Source organism: Tsukamurella sp. PLM1 (assembly GCF_023168325.1).
Classification (GTDB): Bacteria; Actinomycetota; Actinomycetes; order Mycobacteriales; family Mycobacteriaceae; genus Tsukamurella.
This window is the reverse complement of record NZ_AP025688.1, coordinates 770,807-783,371: the sequence shown is the minus strand read 5'-3', so window position 1 is coordinate 783,371 and position 12,565 is coordinate 770,807. Positions and strand designations below refer to the sequence as shown.

Below are 12,565 nucleotides of genomic sequence, written 5' to 3'. Positions count from 1 at the left end.
CCATCCGATCCGGATCATCGGGCCTACGAATCGTTCGATCCGGCCTCCTGCCCGAAGGTGTAACTGTCGAGTTCCTCGATGTCTGCTATCGCCCGCTCGCGCTTCGACGCCGCAGGTCCGGCGGCCTGCCGCGGCACCGCCCGGGCAGCCGGACGCGGCACCGGCCGCACCTCCTGCGTCGGCTCGTCGGCAAGCGCGTCGAAGTCGCCCGTGTCCGCGGCGTCCTCCTCGGCCGCGTCCACCGCAGCGGGCTCATCCGCATCGCTCGGGGCCGCGTCGTCCGGACGGTCGACGGGGTCGAGCTCCACGGTGACCCCGTCGTCGATCGCGTCGGCCTCGTCGGCGTACGTGGTGTAGCCCGACGGTGCCTCCTCCTCCGCCCGGCGCGCGGCGCGAACGGCCCGCGACTCCCCCGCCTGCTGCAGGACCAGCGCGGCGAGCACGCCCACGAGTCCCACCCAGCCGAGGGTGAAGCCGAACAGCTCCAGCAGGTCGGCGCCGGCGTATCCGAAGCCGCCGAGTTCGCCACCGGCGAGGAAGGCGGCGGCCGTGAAACCGGCGGCCGTCAGGAACGCGGTGACCGCGACCGAGGTCACCGTCGGCCCGAGATCGAGCGAGCGGGAGGCGCACCGTCGGCCCACCCGGACGGCCACGAAGGCCGGGACCGCGAGCAGCGGGAGCAGGTACCAGGGCGACGGGCCCTGCGGCAGCACAGCGAGGATCGGCACGCCGGGCGCGCGGCCCGGAACCGAGGAGAACAGGCTCACCGCGATCGGCCCCAGGTCCACGCCCGCGCCCGTGGGCAGCGCCGCGGCGCCGATCACCACGTTCGGCAGGTACAGCAGCGAGAGCACGACCAGCGAGATCATGCCCACCGCGTCGTTGCCCGCGCGGACCAGCTCGAAGAGGGTCTCCCAGCGGATCACCAGGCGCACCACGACGATGGCCAGGCCCATCGCGGCGAACGTCAGCAGCGCGCGGCCGGCGAGCCGGGCGCAGTCGTCGACCCAGGCGGGGATGCGGAGGAGGTGGGCGGCGTCGCGCCAGTACTCGGGCGCCAGGCCGAGCAGCGCGCCGCCGAGGTGCACGGCGATCGTGCACACGAACGCGGTGAGCGGCGGCGGGATGCCGATCGTGTACCGCCCGGCGGCGTCGTTGACCACGGCCAGCGCGATGGCGGTGAAGAGTGCGGGCCCGCCGACCGCGCAGAGCAGCAGCGTGCGGAGTTCGAACAGCGGGCGGCCCTCGCCGCCGGCGCGACGCGCGACCTTGGCGACGCCCGCGACCAACGCGATCGTGGGGACCAGCGGCAGCACGCCCAGCGTGATATCGCTGACGGTGACCGGCACCTGATGCACGGCCAGCCACATCCCGGCGAGGGTGGGGACGATCGCCCCCAGACTCGTCGAGGAGGTGAACAGGACGAACGCTCCCACGACGAGCGCCACCGCGAGAGTCACGAGCGAGGGCCAGAAGGCCATCGCGAACAGCGGCCGGGTCTCCGTGGAGTCCCGGCCCGCGGCACGCACTGAATCAATCATCGAATCCACTGTGGCATTGCAGCGGCCGATGATGCCTCAGGCGCGCCGCAGGCGGCGGTACTACTGGCCCTGCGACTTGTTCTCGTCGTCAGCCGAGTGCGAGCCGTGCTGCGGGTTGGCCGGCGTCGCGGGGGTGCCGAACGCCTGGGTGCTGGGCGTCTGGTTGAACGCGGTGGTCACCTCGTCCTTGGACAGCGAGGCGCCCGGGTTCGACGGTGCGCCGCCCGGCGCCGGGAAGCCGGTTGTCGCCGGCGCGGCGGGGGTGGACGGCGTGCTCGGGGCCTGGTAGCCCGACGCCGCCGGCGCCTCGTAGCCCGACGAGGCCGGCGCCTGGTAGCCGCTGCCGTAGGTGGGCCACTGCGCCTGGCCCGCCGACGGTGCGGCGGGGGCCGACGGGGTCGACGGGGTCGACGGAGCGCCGGGAGTAGCGGGAGTGGCCGGCACCGACGGCGACGACACCGCCTGCTCCTGACCGGGCACCTGCGCGATCTCGGTGGCGCCCGCAGCGGCCGCGCCGGCCGTCGCCGCACCCGCGGTGGCAGCGGTGGCCGCACTGGCATCGGTCGAAGCGGCATCGGCCGCGGCTTCCGCAGCCGGGTTCTTGATGACGCCCGAGTCCACCAGCACCAGCACGACGGCCGCGGCGGCGGTCAGCAGCGCGAACACCAGCGCGATCCAGAATCCGACGGCGAGCAACTCCCAGGAGAACGACCCGAAGAGGATCGCGAAGAAACCGGCCACTGCCAGCGCCGCAGCGGGAGTGCGCCCGGTGTTGTTCCTGGAGATCAGGCTCAGGCCGGCGGCGATACCCGCCGCCAGCGCGAGCGTGAGCGCCAGCAGCGCCTGGTGATCGAAGCCGCTGGCACCGACCTTCTCCCCGGACAGCGGGTTGGTGGCCTCGGCGAAGTTGAGGAAGCCCAGGAGGAACGTGATCACACCCAGCGCGGCGGTGGCGATGGAGAGGATCAGCGCCAGGTCCAGCGGCTTCGAAGGAGTAGCGGGCGCCTGCGGGTAGCCGCCGTACTGCTGGCCGTAGCCCTGCTGCGGGTAGCCCTGGCCGTAGCCCTGCTGGGCGGGCTGACCGTAGCCCTGCTGCCCGTAATCGGGCTGCTGGCCGTAGCCCTGTTGCGCGGGCTGCCCGTACCCTTGCTGGGCCGGCTGACCGTAGCCCTGCTGCGCCGGCTGACCGTAGCCCTGCTGGGCGGGCTGGCCGTAGCCCTGCGAGTAGTCCGGCTGCGGCTGGCCGTAACCCTGGCCCTGCTGATGCTGGCCGTAGCCCCCTGGCCCGGCTGCTGGCCGTAGCCACCACCTGAGTAAGTCATGTTCTTCTCCCCGAAAGGTCGACTCGGCCCTGTTGGGCCTGTACGCCACCACCCTATACACGACGACCGACTCGTTTCCGGTTCACCTCATGCGGAGTGCTGGCCGGCGTCGCCCCCGGGGGTGGGGAGGCGCACCGTCGGACCGGGGAACGGGACGGCCCCGCCTCCCTGCGGGAAGGCGGGGCCGTGGACCGAGTGATGGTGCTTCTACAGCGACTGCAGGATCTCGCGGGCGAGCGCGGCGGTCTCGGACGGGGTCTTGCCCACCTTGACGCCGGCGGCCTCGAGGGCCTCCTTCTTCGCGGCGGCCGTGCCCGACGAGCCGGAGACGATGGCGCCGGCGTGGCCCATGGTCTTGCCCTCGGGAGCGGTGAAGCCGGCCACGTAGCCCACGACGGGCTTGGTGACGTTCTCCTTGATGTAGGCCGCAGCGCGCTCCTCGGCGTCGCCGCCGATCTCGCCGATCATGACGATGAGCTTGGTGTTCGGGTCCTTCTCGAACGCCTCGATGGCGTCGATGTGGGTGGTGCCGATCACCGGGTCGCCGCCGATGCCGATGGCGGTGGAGAAGCCGAAATCGCGCAGCTCGTACATCATCTGGTAGGTCAGCGTGCCCGACTTCGACACGAGGCCGACGGGGCCGGTGCCGGTGATGTTGGCCGGGGTGATGCCGACGAGGGCCTCGCCCGGGGTGATGATGCCGGGGCAGTTCGGGCCGATGATGCGGGTCTTGTTGCCCTTCTCCACGTTGTAGGCCCAGGCGTACGCCGAGTCCTGCACGGGAATGCCCTCGGTGATGACCACCAGGAGCGGGATCTCGGCGTCGATGGCCTCGACGATGGCGTCCTTGGAGAACGCCGGCGGAACGAAGGCGATCGACGTGTCGGCGCCGGTCTTCTCCATCGCCTCGGCGACGGAACCGAAGACGGGGAGCTCGACCTCGTTGCCGTCGGAGTCGACGTGCTTGACGGTGGTGCCCGCCTTGCGCGCGTTGACGCCGCCGACGACGTTGGTGCCCGCCTTGAGCATCAGCGCGGTGTGCTTGGTGCCCTCGCCGCCGGTGATGCCCTGGACGATGACCTTGTTGTCCTTGGTCAGGAAGATAGCCATTTTTCTGTTGTCTCCCTTACTTGTTCGCCAGCTCGGCGGCCTTGTCGGCGCCTTCGTCCATGGTCTGCGCGAGCGTCACCAGCGGGTGGTTCGCCGCGGCCAGAATCGCCCGGCCCTCCTCGACCTTGTTGCCGTCGAGGCGCACGACGAGCGGCTTGGAGGCCGCGTCGCCCAGGGTCTCAAGGGCGCCGACGATGCCGTTGGCCACCGCGTCGCACGCGGTGATGCCGCCGAAGACGTTGACGAACACGCTCTTGACCTGCTCGTCGCCGAGGATGACGTCGAGGCCGGCGGCCATGACCTCGGCCGAGGCGCCGCCGCCGATGTCGAGGAAGTTGGCGGGCTTGACGCCGCCGTGGTTCTCGCCGGCGTAGGCGACCACGTCCAGGGTCGACATGACCAGGCCCGCACCGTTACCGATGACGCCGACCTGTCCGTCGAGCTTGACGTAGTTGAGGTCGTTCTCCTTGGCCTTGAGCTCCAGAGGATCGGTGGAGCCGGCGTCGGCGAAGGCCTCGTGATCGGGGTGGCGGAAGTCGGCGTTCTCGTCGAGCGAGACCTTGCCGTCGAGCGCGAGGATCTGGTCGTCCGGGGTGCGGACGAGCGGGTTGACCTCGACCAGGGTGGCGTCCTCGGCGACGAAGACCTCCCACAGCTTCTGGATGGTCACGGCCGCGGCGTCGAGCACCTCGGCGGGCAGCTTGCCGGCCTCGGCGATCGCGCGGGCGGTGGCGAGGTCGACGCCCTTGGTCGCGTCCACGGCGATCTTCGCCAGTGCGTCCGGGTTCTCCTCGGCGGTGACCTCGATCTCCACGCCGCCCTCGACCGAGCACATGGCCAGGTAGGTGCGGTTGGCGCGGTCGAGCAGGAAGGAGATGTAGTACTCCTCGGCGATGTCGCTCGCCTCGGCCACCAGCAGCTTCTTGACGACGTGGCCCTTGATGTCCAGGCCCAGGATCGCCTCGGCGTTGGCCTGCGCCGCATCGGCGTCGGCGGAGTACTTCACGCCGCCGGCCTTGCCGCGGCCACCCACCTTGACCTGCGCCTTGACCATCACCGGCTTGCCGATTTCCTCGGCGATCGCACGGGCGCCGGCAACAGTGTCCGTCACGCGGCCGGCCGAGGTAGGCACGCCGTGCTTGACGAACAGTTCCTTCGCTTGGTATTCGAAGAGATCCATCAGCTCACCATCTGTCTGGTTACTCGGTCCACCCGCATTCTTCACGGGTCCGCCGTCGACTCTATGCCTCCCCTGATTCGCCGGGGCGGCGACCCTTGACTAATGACGTATCTCACTTGACCTGCGGTTATCGACGCATCCAACCTACCCGCCAGTAAGTTTCGATCCGACCTGCGCATCGGCCGGTTATGCCCGGTTTCAGGGGACTGCAAGCGTAGGTTAAGCGCCGCCGACGATGGTTATCGCAGTCGAAGTGAAGGAGAACCACACCTCATGAAGTCTTCCCGCCCCGCCCTCATCGCGGCCTCGGCCGCGGTCGCCCTCACCGTCGCCCTCACGGGCTGCGCCGACAAGGGCTCCTCGTCGAACGGCTCCGGGACCACCGCCACCGCGAACGCCTCGGCCAGCGACGCGCCGGCGCTGCTCAAGTCCGCCGCCGAGGCCGCCAAGAACGTCACGAGCGTCCACTTCGTGATGGCCGTGACCGGCAAGGTGCCCAACATGCCGGTCTCGGGCGTCGACGGTGACCTCCAGATCAAGCCGAGCACGCAGGCCACCGGTACCGCCACCATCGACATCGGCGGCAAGTCCGAGGGCAAGTTCACCTACATCGACGGCAAGATGTACGCCGCGCTGATGGGCGACAAGTACGTCGACTACGGCGATGGCGCCTCGATCTACGACGTCTCCGCCCTCTTCGACGAGACCAGGGGCATCCCGAACATCCTCGCCAAGGTCACCGGCGCGAAGGCCGAGGGCAGCGAGACGATCGACGGCCAGGAGACCACCAAGATCACCGGCACGGTGCCGGCCACCGAGATCGCCGCGATCTCCGGCTCGCGCGTCGCCCCCGAGAAGAGCGTGCCGGTCCCCGTCACCGCGTGGGTCCAGTCCTCTGGCGACAAGCAGCTCGTGCGCCTGCAGGTCAAGCCCGCCGAGGACGGCACCATCACCCTCACGTTCTCCAAGTGGGGCGAGAAGGTCACCGTCACCAAGCCGTCCGTCGAGCCCGCTCCGACCGGCGCCGCCCCGAGCGACGTCCAGGACTCCCCGCGCTGACCCACCACTCCCCGTCACCCTGCATCACTCCGCACGAAAGGCACCACCATGAAGACGTTCACCAAGAAGGCGTTCGTCGCCGCAGTCGCCACCGCGTCCGTTGCGGGCGGCATCCAGGTCGCCGCGGCCCCCGCCGCGAACGCCGCCACCTACTTCGGGGCCATCGCCGTCGCCTCGAACGGCGCGACCGGCCGCTCCTGGGACTACCCGTCCGCCGCCTCGGCCCGCTCGGCCGCACTCAACTCCTGCGGCTACGGCAGTTGCAAGGTGCTCGCCTCGTTCGCCAACGGCTGCGGCGCCGTCGCCGAGAACCGCACCCGGTTCCGCGGCTACGCGGCGCGGTCGCTCGGCGCCGCCCAGAACGGCGCCCTCACCCTGCCCGGGTCGTACATCAAGACCTGGGTCTGCACGTCCGGTCATCTCTGACCCGGGACCGGAACGCTAGGGGCGGTACCGTTTCGAAGACGGTGCCGCCCCTCCGTCCTTCACCTGCAGCGCAGCGCCGTTCAGGCTGCCCCGCGCAGGATCAGGTAGGCGGCCGACGTCACCTGGCGGACCTTCTCGACTTGGACATCGGTGAACACCGATGTGTAGCGTCCGACCGCGATCGAGCACGTCGCACGCCGCGTCTCGGAGAATGTGCTGTCACTGTACGTTCGGCACTGTGCGCCGGGGAGACCGTCGATCGCGAACGGTTCGGGCTTGTCCTTGCCCTGCATCCACGCGACGTCAGCCTCGACCAACCGCTGGGCACCATCACCGTCCCGCGCGGAACACCGTGTTCCGGCCGACTCCCGCGAGGTCCATACCGACCTCCTCGAACAGCTTCGCCGTTTCCACTGGGCTGGAGTCCCAGTGCAGGGCAGCGCGACGACCGCGAAAACCGTAGTCAGACTCGAACTTCCCTGCTTCGATCGGCTCTGGCGCCACCGTGTAACTGACGATCGCCTCCTTGTCTGCGGGCAGTCCTGCGAGTTCGGCACGCCCGGCTGACGTGAACCCTGCGAGAAGCCGGGCCTGCGCGTCCATCGCTCGCGGGACCATCCCCCGCGCCCTTGCCTCGTCGTCCGCCCACGGCACGGCGATCACCACGAGCGGCCCGATCGCCATGTACGCAGTGAAGACGGTGTAATCCTGGTACTGCTTCGGACCCGCCTTTCGGACCGCCCACTCCGTACGGCCGTCGACCACCTCCGATCCGCCGCCCTTGCTGCGGAAGTCGTCGACGACGCCACTCGCGGCACCGTCGTCAGTCATCCGCAGGACGATCATGGTGATACCGGAATCGACCTTCTCCGCCGAGGTATTCCGGCCGGAGACGAACCCGTACAGCAGCCCGCGCTGCCCGATCCGCTCCGCATCGGCGTCCTCGAGGGTGTTCTTGAGATTGCCCGACTGCACCACCGCCCGGACCGACAGCATCCCCGGCCGTGTGAAGGACGGATCGAGATCCGTCGGCAGGACCATCCTGTCGGCCAATTCATTGGCGGCCAAGACCTTCTGCTGTGTGTTGGACGTCTCGGGAGTGCGCGGCTCGGTGGGGAGCCCACCCGTGTTCAGCCTTATCTCCAGGGCCTCCGGATCGGGCGTCGCGGTTCCCGAAACGACCGTGCTGCACCCCGTGACCAGGGTCCCGGCCACCACGAACGCCGCGAGACGGAACGGTGATCTGCGCATCGGATTCCTCTCGTGCTCAGGGACTTCGGGTCAATAGCACCCACTGCGCGGTGGCGAGCTGCTGGGCGTCGGTCAGGTCGCGGCTGCCGACCTGCGCGTAGTACCGGCCCACGTGCATCCGGCAGACGAAGTCCGTCCCGCCCGCGCTCCGTCGGCAAGCGATCTTCCCGTCCAAGCCCGGCGGGGCGGCGCCGGGCGGTTGTTTCGAGGTCTGCTCGAGCCGCTCGAACAGGCGTGTCGCGGCAGCGACGTCCCGCGCGCGCATCACCTTCCCGTAGTTCCAGCCCATCAGGTCGACCCCTGCCTCCCGCAGGTGCGGAACGATCGGGTTGTCGGCCAGCCGCCGTTCGTACATCGGCGGGGTCAGCGCTGCGATGAAACGACGGTCCTCGTCGGACTCGGCGGCCATTCCGACCGCTCGCGACAGGATGCCGTCTCGGTCCAGCGGCAGCCGCGGAACGTCAGCGCCGGCGGTGGGCCGATACTGCTTCGCCGCCGGTATCTGCACGGCGAGTATCCGATCCGCGAGGGAGGTCGACTCCTGCAGCGACCGGCCCTTCGCGTGGACGTGCACCAGGAGCGCACCCACCGGCACGAAGGCGTCGACCTCGCCCGGTACGTGCTCCGCCGCTGCGGCGTCCGACGCCGACGGCAACGTCACCTTCGGCTTGGTGGAGAACGCGGACTCGAAGAGCTTCATCTCCTTACTGACGGCTTCGGCATCCGTGTAGCGGTACAGGCCGATGCGCACCTCCTTCGTCGCGTTCTCCGCGAGGTCCGCCCGTCCGACGCTCACGCCGACCTTCGTCCCAGAGATGAGCCTCACACCGTCGTGGAGACTCTGCGATTCGTACCCGTTCAACGTCGGTGCCCCGTCGACGTCCTTCACCGCACGGGTGAGGGACGGGTCGACGTCCGAAGGCAGCACGACGGCCTCGACCATCCGGTTCCCCTCCGCCGCCCAGCCGAAGTCGCCGTCTCCCTGCTTCGGCACATAGGGCTCTACGGAGTAGTCCCCGACATCGATCCCAGCCGGCAAGGGGCGGCCGACGACCGCGCAACGCTCGAAGCGGCGGTCGGGACGCCGGGCACCGTCGTCGAACAACCCGCGAGCACAGCGCACGACCCGACCAGCACCGCCCCGACGGCGCGCGGCCGCCTCACAGTGCCCACACCCCGATCAGCGACCGGTCATCGTCGAAGGTCTCGCGAGAGAAGTCGACCGCGTTGGCGAACTCGACGAGCGAGGGCACCGTCGGCAGGAGTAGTCCGCGCAGCAGATCGCCGACCCCACCCTGCCCCGCTCCCAACGGATCTCCCACACCGTCGGAGCCCAGCAGCAGGACCTCACCGGGCCTGAGCACCTCCGTGGAAGGCACGATCTCGGCGGGCAGGCGAGGCAGGGCCGCGACGGCCGAGGACGCAATCCCTCCTGCACCGATGGCCTTGCCGCCGAGCAGCGGCGTGAATGTGCCGTCGCGCAATACCCATGCGCTGGAGTCGCCCACGCCCACCGCTTCGACGTACAGCACGCCGTCCGGGTCCGGATCGATCACGGCGGCCACCAGCGTGGTAGCGAAGTCGCGTTCGACGGCGGCGGCATCCAAATCCTCGCCGAGGACGGACCGGCCTCGTTCGGCCATCTGCCAGTTGACCGCCCGGATCATCTCTTGCCATGCGACGGGCGCACCGATCTCCGCGGCCTCCGCGAGCAGCCACTGGACCGCGACGGTCGTGGCCGTGTTCGCGCCGATGTGCGAATGGACGGCCGCGGAGACCCCGTCGGCGACCACCGCCACGATCCTCCCCGACGGTGCCGCATGGACGGCGACGTCGTCCTGCCGCGGCGCACCGTCGTACCTGTGTAGGTGACCGCGCATCGACACCGCACGCACCGCTGCCGACCGCGTGCTCCACCCGTCGAGGACGGTATCGGGACGGAACGGCACCGACCGATAGCGCGCGACCGTGGGCCGCGGTTCGACGCGCGGGCCCGGATCGCCCACGCTGATCGGCATGATGGTGACGGTGCCGCGCACCGGAGTGAGCGGCGCCGCAATCGGTTCCGTGCGCGCGTCCTGCTGGTCCTCTTCCCAGCCCGGCTCCGCGACATGCACGTCGAGCCAGTGCCGAGCCCCTCCTGTCGGCGCTCACGGCTACACGTAATCCACGGCCAGGCTGAATCCTTCGGGGCGTTCCAACTGCAGTTCTCCGGCCCCACCGGCCAGCGCGTTCCCCGACGCGATCACCGACTGCGTCAGCTGGGTCATGAATTCGCTGATCGCCACGCCGGTGTCCACCCCCTGCGAACGGATGAACGCGTACTCCGAAGCGGTGGCGACCTCCATGATCGTGGCCGCATCCGCATCCCCGATGCCGAAGGCGAGAACGTTAGGGGCCGCGGGCTGCGCGAGCATGTAGGTGCGCGCCGCGCGCCAGTCCTCGTGACGGTTGGGAACTCCGTCGGTCAGGAAGAAGACCGCCGGACGGTGGACCTGGTACCCCTCTGCCTTGAGGCGCGGGACATCAATGGAGATCCGGTAGCCGATCTGGTCGAACGCCGCCTGGTAGGAGGTCAGGCCGCGGGCCTGAAACACCGGCATCTGCGGAAGAGTACGCAGGTCGGCGGGCTCCAGGTACGTCACCGCGTCGTCGGCGAAACCGATCACCGAGAAGCGGATCTTGGCCGCGGCGAACGACTCCACCTGCATCGCGTCCTGCAGCGACACCAGGCCGTCGTTCAGTTCGTGGATGTGCGCCGCCATCGAGCCGGATTCGTCCGCGACGAAGTACATCGGCAGCAACGTGCCCCTTGGTTCCATCAGTGCATTCCTCCCGTCACCGGCCGGCCGCCCCTCCGCGATCCGACCGCGATGCTCCCAACAATCGCATAACGTATTGTGCACGATCGAAGGGTTGCCGGCCGGCCGTCGGGGGAAACGGAGCGGATCGTTGGGGGACATCGAGAACGCGGAAGACACGTCGCCGCCCGTCTTGGAACGGGCACGTCTCGGCACGCTGACCAGGATCTCCGCAGGTGGACAGGGCGTCACCTACGACGCTCCCGGGGTGCAGCTGGGGTTCGCCCCCAGGGCCGTCTACAAGGAGTACCGGCCCGAGGTCCTCGCCTCGGTGGACGCCGACGCGCTCCGCGCCCTGCCGCGGTTCCTCGCGCAACAGCCGGGTGCCACTGCCCTGCGCCTAGTGACGGCCAGCGCCTGGCCGTGCGCCACGGTGTCCGACGGTGCCCGCACCGTCGGGTTCGTGATGCCGCACATCCCCGACCGGTTCTACATCGACATGACCACGGTGCGCGGTTCCCAGCGTCGCACAGCCGAGTTCCAGCACCTGCTCAACGATGACGACTACCTGCGGCAGCGCGGGATCCCACTGTCGGACGCGGACCGGTACCGGCTGATCGCCGCGGTGGCAGAACAGCTGTCGTTCCTGCACTCGATCGGCGTGGTCGTGGGCGACATGTCGCCGAAGAACATGATGTTCAGCCTCACTCCGGACGCCGCCGTGTACTTCATCGACGCCGATGCGATGCGGGTGCGCGGGGCCACCGTCGCGCCCCAGGTCGAAAGCCCGGGGTGGGCGATTCCCGGCGGGGAGGAACTGGGAACGGCTGCCACGGACTCGTACAAGCTGGGGCTCCTGGCCCTGCGACTCCTGGCCGGTGACCAGGATACGCGGGACCCCGCCCGGCTCCCTGCCGGGACACCGGCGGGCGTCGTCGCGCTCGTGTCGCAGGCCCTGAGCGCCGCCCCCTCGGGACGTCCGGCCCCGTCAGCCTGGGGACCGGTGGCGCTCGCCGCGGCGAGGCAGGCCGCGACGGTGCCGCGCGGCCTGCAGGTCCCGCCGGCGTCGCCCCTGTCGCCGAAGCCCCCGCAGCGCGGTGCCGAACCGGCGGCAACGGGACCCGCTCCGGGCCCGACCGGGGCGGCGAGCCGGGTCGGCGGACCGCAGTACCCCGCGTTCACGCCGCGCACGGCGACGCCGGCCGGCCCACGGGTGCCCGCCGGCGCCGTCCTCGCGGGCGCGGTCGTCGTGATCGTCGCCGTCATCGGGATCGCGATCGCGATGACCTCGGCGGGCGGGGGCTCGACGGCGAGCCCGACGAACTACGCCTACCCGAGTACGACGACGCACGGCTACGGGACTACGTACCCCACGACGCCCCGGACCACCACAACCACAACCACAACCACGACGACTACGGCTGCGCGGACCTCGGAGAACCCGCCTGAGAAGACCACGTGGTGCGACGACCTGCGCCTGTACAGCGTCAACTCCGTGACTTCGTGCGGATTCGCCCGCAATGTCTACCTCGCAGTCGACAAGTCTGAGCTACCCATGCGGTACACGGGTATCACCAGCCCGGCGCGCTCGGACCGCACGTTCGACATGTTCTGCCGTTACACCAGTTCCACGTCGTCACTCGTCACCTGCACCGGCGGCGACGATGCCGCCGTGTACATCTTCTGATCGGAAGGATCGCCATGTCCCACGATTACGTCGACCCCTACGCCGACACCGCGCCGCGGCCGATCGCGCGCCGGCCCGGCACTGCGCCGGAGCCACCGCGACCCGAGCCGGATCCCGCGCGGACGGCACCGTCGAAACCCGCGAACCGCGGCCCGAAGATCAAGCCGTACAAGCCGAGCTACTGACGC

General features: G+C 69.9%; 13 protein-coding genes. 4 read left to right on the top strand and 9 right to left on the bottom strand.

The genetic code is table 11. The features are described 5' to 3' along the window. Positions 1-23: 23 nt before the first annotated feature. The 4 genes from MTP03_RS04130 to sucC form a co-directional block, all read right to left on the bottom strand. The gene (locus tag MTP03_RS04130) at positions 24-1,541 is read right to left on the bottom strand and encodes a DUF6350 family protein (protein WP_248490858.1); all 1,518 of its coding nucleotides are present in this window, start codon (positions 1,539-1,541) and stop codon (positions 24-26) included. A gap of 60 nt (positions 1,542-1,601) precedes the next feature. Further along, positions 1,602-2,912, bottom strand: a complete 1,311-nt coding sequence (locus tag MTP03_RS04125) for a DUF5336 domain-containing protein (protein ID WP_248490857.1) — start codon at positions 2,910-2,912, stop codon at positions 1,602-1,604. A 158-nt stretch (positions 2,913-3,070) separates the two neighbouring features. Further along, positions 3,071-3,973: a succinate--CoA ligase subunit alpha gene (gene sucD / locus MTP03_RS04120; RefSeq protein ID WP_248490856.1), complete on the bottom strand. Its 903-nt coding sequence runs from the start codon at positions 3,971-3,973 to the stop codon at positions 3,071-3,073. Between the two features lie 16 nt (positions 3,974-3,989). Then, on the bottom strand, positions 3,990-5,153 hold the full coding sequence (sucC, locus tag MTP03_RS04115) for an ADP-forming succinate--CoA ligase subunit beta (protein ID WP_248490855.1): 1,164 nt from the start codon (positions 5,151-5,153) through the stop codon (positions 3,990-3,992). Between the two features lie 273 nt (positions 5,154-5,426). Here sucC and MTP03_RS04110 point away from each other — a divergent pair, with 273 nt between their 5' ends. After that, entirely contained in the window at positions 5,427-6,212 is a 786-nt protein-coding gene (locus MTP03_RS04110; protein WP_248490854.1) for an LppX_LprAFG lipoprotein, read from the top strand. A gap of 48 nt (positions 6,213-6,260) precedes the next feature. Then, positions 6,261-6,638 (top strand): DUF4189 domain-containing protein, encoded by a 378-nt coding sequence (locus MTP03_RS04105; RefSeq protein ID WP_248490853.1) that lies wholly within the window; start codon positions 6,261-6,263, stop codon positions 6,636-6,638. An 80-nt stretch (positions 6,639-6,718) separates the two neighbouring features. On the opposite strand, the gene MTP03_RS04100 is transcribed toward MTP03_RS04105, so the two are convergent. From MTP03_RS04100 to MTP03_RS04080, 5 genes are all read right to left on the bottom strand, one after another. Further along, positions 6,719-6,931 carry a hypothetical protein gene (locus MTP03_RS04100; protein WP_248490852.1) on the bottom strand — a complete coding sequence of 71 codons (213 nt, stop codon included), beginning with the start codon at positions 6,929-6,931 and terminating at the stop codon, positions 6,719-6,721. Between the two features lie 37 nt (positions 6,932-6,968). Further along, complete coding sequence (locus tag MTP03_RS04095; RefSeq protein ID WP_248490851.1) at positions 6,969-7,889, bottom strand: hypothetical protein; 921 nt, start codon at positions 7,887-7,889, stop codon at positions 6,969-6,971. Between the two features lie 16 nt (positions 7,890-7,905). Continuing rightward, positions 7,906-8,883, bottom strand: a complete 978-nt coding sequence (locus MTP03_RS04090; RefSeq protein WP_248490850.1) for a hypothetical protein — start codon at positions 8,881-8,883, stop codon at positions 7,906-7,908. Positions 8,884-9,049: 166 nt separating this feature from the next. Beyond that, the gene (locus tag MTP03_RS04085) at positions 9,050-10,006 is read right to left on the bottom strand and encodes a protein phosphatase 2C domain-containing protein (RefSeq protein WP_248490849.1); all 957 of its coding nucleotides are present in this window, start codon (positions 10,004-10,006) and stop codon (positions 9,050-9,052) included. A 39-nt stretch (positions 10,007-10,045) separates the two neighbouring features. Then, positions 10,046-10,870 (bottom strand): hypothetical protein, encoded by an 825-nt coding sequence (locus MTP03_RS04080; RefSeq protein WP_248490848.1) that lies wholly within the window; start codon positions 10,868-10,870, stop codon positions 10,046-10,048. Positions 10,871-10,883: 13 nt separating this feature from the next. Here MTP03_RS04080 and MTP03_RS04075 point away from each other — a divergent pair, with 13 nt between their 5' ends. Then, a complete protein-coding gene (locus tag MTP03_RS04075; RefSeq protein ID WP_248490847.1) occupies positions 10,884-12,377 on the top strand; it encodes a hypothetical protein in 1,494 nt (497 codons plus the stop codon). Positions 12,378-12,391: 14 nt separating this feature from the next. Beyond that, positions 12,392-12,562, top strand: a complete 171-nt coding sequence (locus MTP03_RS04070) for a hypothetical protein (RefSeq protein ID WP_248490846.1) — start codon at positions 12,392-12,394, stop codon at positions 12,560-12,562. Positions 12,563-12,565 lie beyond the last annotated feature (3 nt).

What these genes read in the sequence shown, in the direction of transcription:
- MTP03_RS04130 (WP_248490858.1), bottom strand. Translation starts at nt 1,541, where the DNA reads ATGATTGATTCAGTGCGTGCCGCGGGCCGGGACTCCACGGAGACCCGG.
- MTP03_RS04110 (WP_248490854.1), top strand. Translation starts at nt 5,427, where the DNA reads ATGAAGTCTTCCCGCCCCGCCCTCATCGCGGCCTCGGCCGCGGTCGCC.
- MTP03_RS04100 (WP_248490852.1), bottom strand. Translation starts at nt 6,931, where the DNA reads ATGCAGGGCAAGGACAAGCCCGAACCGTTCGCGATCGACGGTCTCCCC.
- MTP03_RS04095 (WP_248490851.1), bottom strand. Translation starts at nt 7,889, where the DNA reads ATGCGCAGATCACCGTTCCGTCTCGCGGCGTTCGTGGTGGCCGGGACC.
- MTP03_RS04070 (WP_248490846.1), top strand. Translation starts at nt 12,392, where the DNA reads ATGTCCCACGATTACGTCGACCCCTACGCCGACACCGCGCCGCGGCCG.
- sucD (WP_248490856.1), bottom strand. Translation starts at nt 3,973, where the DNA reads ATGGCTATCTTCCTGACCAAGGACAACAAGGTCATCGTCCAGGGCATC.
- sucC (WP_248490855.1), bottom strand. Translation starts at nt 5,153, where the DNA reads ATGGATCTCTTCGAATACCAAGCGAAGGAACTGTTCGTCAAGCACGGC.
- MTP03_RS04105 (WP_248490853.1), top strand. Translation starts at nt 6,261, where the DNA reads ATGAAGACGTTCACCAAGAAGGCGTTCGTCGCCGCAGTCGCCACCGCG.